This window comes from Nitrobacter sp. 62-13 (assembly GCF_001896955.1).
Taxonomy (GTDB): domain Bacteria; phylum Pseudomonadota; class Alphaproteobacteria; order Rhizobiales; family Xanthobacteraceae; genus Nitrobacter.
The window spans coordinates 3507-5545 of the sequence record NZ_MKRN01000194.1; the positions used below are offsets into that span (position 1 = coordinate 3507).

A 2039-nucleotide genomic window follows, 5' to 3' on the forward strand; every position below is an offset into this window, starting at 1 on the left:
TCGAAGGCGCTAGCGCATACAAGAGTATGGACGAGGCCGGTAAGAGTCAGGCGTTCGCAGCACGCCTGAGCCGTCTGCGGGTCAAACTCGATGCCATCCAGACGCTCAAGCGCGATGCCCCGTTCATCGGCGGCTTCCGCAGCGGCGTCAAGGAGATCCCCGTGACCGGCCATGGGGTCGATGACGGTCCTGGTGTCCGGCGCGAGGGCAAGATGGGCGAGCAGTTTTCCTAGGCGGATGCCCGTGAAATACTGGCCAAGCTGTTTGCGCCGCCCCGCGGACAGCGCCTCTTCGAAGCGCCGCGCGGCAGCCCTGATTTCGGCTCGTGCATTAGGTCTCGGCACCGGCGGTCACCTCGCCGGCGCGCTTTGCCGCCAGCCATTGGTAGAATGTATCGGCATCAAGAGGCACCTCTTGATGGTTGGTCAGGAAGTGCGTGACGAGACGTGAATAAAGCCGCTGCGCCGTTCTCTCGTCCGGGTTGGATGAGGAATGTGCCTCGTCACGAAGCCGGGCAGCGACCTGCCAGACGGATTGGGCCGGCTTTGACGCGGCCGCGCCACGGCGGTTCAGCAGCAGTACCGGGTCGCCGCGCACGGCACCGCCGGTCGTCACCTGCTTGAAGCTACCTTGCGTCTTGTCGAGGACGCTAGCGCGCTCTACGCCGAAATTTGCGGCGGTGTATGCCGACTGGAGGGCGTTCCACACCTCGGCTGTCGCGGAATGAAACACAACCGTCGCCTTGCCGCCCCGCTTGAGAATTCGGTGTGCCTCTCCCAGCGCCTTTGCCATCAGTGCTTCGTAATCCTTGATAGATTTTTCTTGGTGCTTGCTGACGATGATCTCGTCCTTGCGGACTGTGTACCGGTCCAGCCACGCTTCGTTGATGAAATTCACTTCGGCATAAGGGATGTTTCCGCCGAAGGGCGGATCGGTGAAGACATAGTCGATGCTGCCATCCGGCAAATGCACATCACAGCTTGATCCCTGATGGACAATGACTTTGCCGGCGCTGCCGTGGATTGCCTCGAATGCCTGCGCGACCGTCTTGAGCTTGCGGTGTAGCCCGGCGAACAGATTTTTCTCGACGGGAAGACCGCTTATATAAAGCACTCCCGGCTGGGCACTGGTGGTCACGAGGTCGTCCTGGCCCGCCTTCGCCACGACGCGCGACATGATCGTGGCGTGCGATGCATTGTAGCTGAGCAGCCAGAAGCGGAGAGCATCGCGCAATGCGGCCTTATATTCTGCCGTCCGCTCCCATAAGCGTGCGAACACAATCAAATTCCTGCGCGTGTAGAAATGATGGATGTGTGAAATGCCCTCGTGATACCCGCTGCGGTACAGGTCACCCCACGGAACGGGAACGATGGGTGTAACAGCGGGAACGCGCTCGCATTCGATTTTTTTCAGAAGCTCCATGTCGGCGCGGTTTGCGGGCCTGGACCATGTCTTTTTGCCAGTAACGCCATGCACGCGCATGGCCTTGCGCGCTCTTAGCGTGCGGTCGTCGCCAAGAACGTCATCCCACACCGTTTCAGTGCGCCGCTGGACATCGTCAAGGTCCGCTTTGTTTCCACAGGCGGGACATGAAAATTCCGAAGAAATGCAGGCGGGCTTGAACGACACGCAGGCGTCCCACAACGTCGTCGTCCGATTGCACGCCGGGCAGACAAGCTCATCAGACCAGATGATGTACCGGATCGCGCCCACTTTTCCTTCCGGGTCTTTTGCGGTGTACATCCAGCCGCTTTCGCTTTCCGCCGCGGCAAGGAGTTCTTCAGCCGCTCTTAGGAACGCTTTCGGTTCGGGAGGATTTGTGAGGGCGCGTGCGACGAAGGAGCCGAGAGCGCTGAGTTCGTAAAGGACGGCATTGCGGGCGCCCCATGCAACCTTCAGCCCGAGGCGCTTGGCCTTCTCGCGCATTGAGGCGGACGGCTTCTCGCACAGCAGAGCGGCAAGTCCGGTGGTGCCGCTGCCCGCGAATCCATCGAACACCGTGTCGCCCGGCTTCGTATGCGCGGCGATGAACAGCGCAA

2 protein-coding genes are annotated in these 2039 nt (G+C 60.9%); both read right to left on the reverse strand.

Annotation, left to right across the window (positions count from 1 at the left end):
* On the reverse strand, window positions 1-344 hold a 344-nt coding region (locus tag BGN91_RS17690), incomplete at its 3' end, for an N-6 DNA methylase (RefSeq protein WP_366408636.1).
* Window positions 331-2039, reverse strand: a 1709-nt coding sequence (locus BGN91_RS14910) for a DNA methyltransferase (RefSeq protein WP_292614457.1), incomplete at its 5' end; no start/stop codon positions are given. The genes BGN91_RS14910 and BGN91_RS17690, both read right to left, overlap by 14 nt.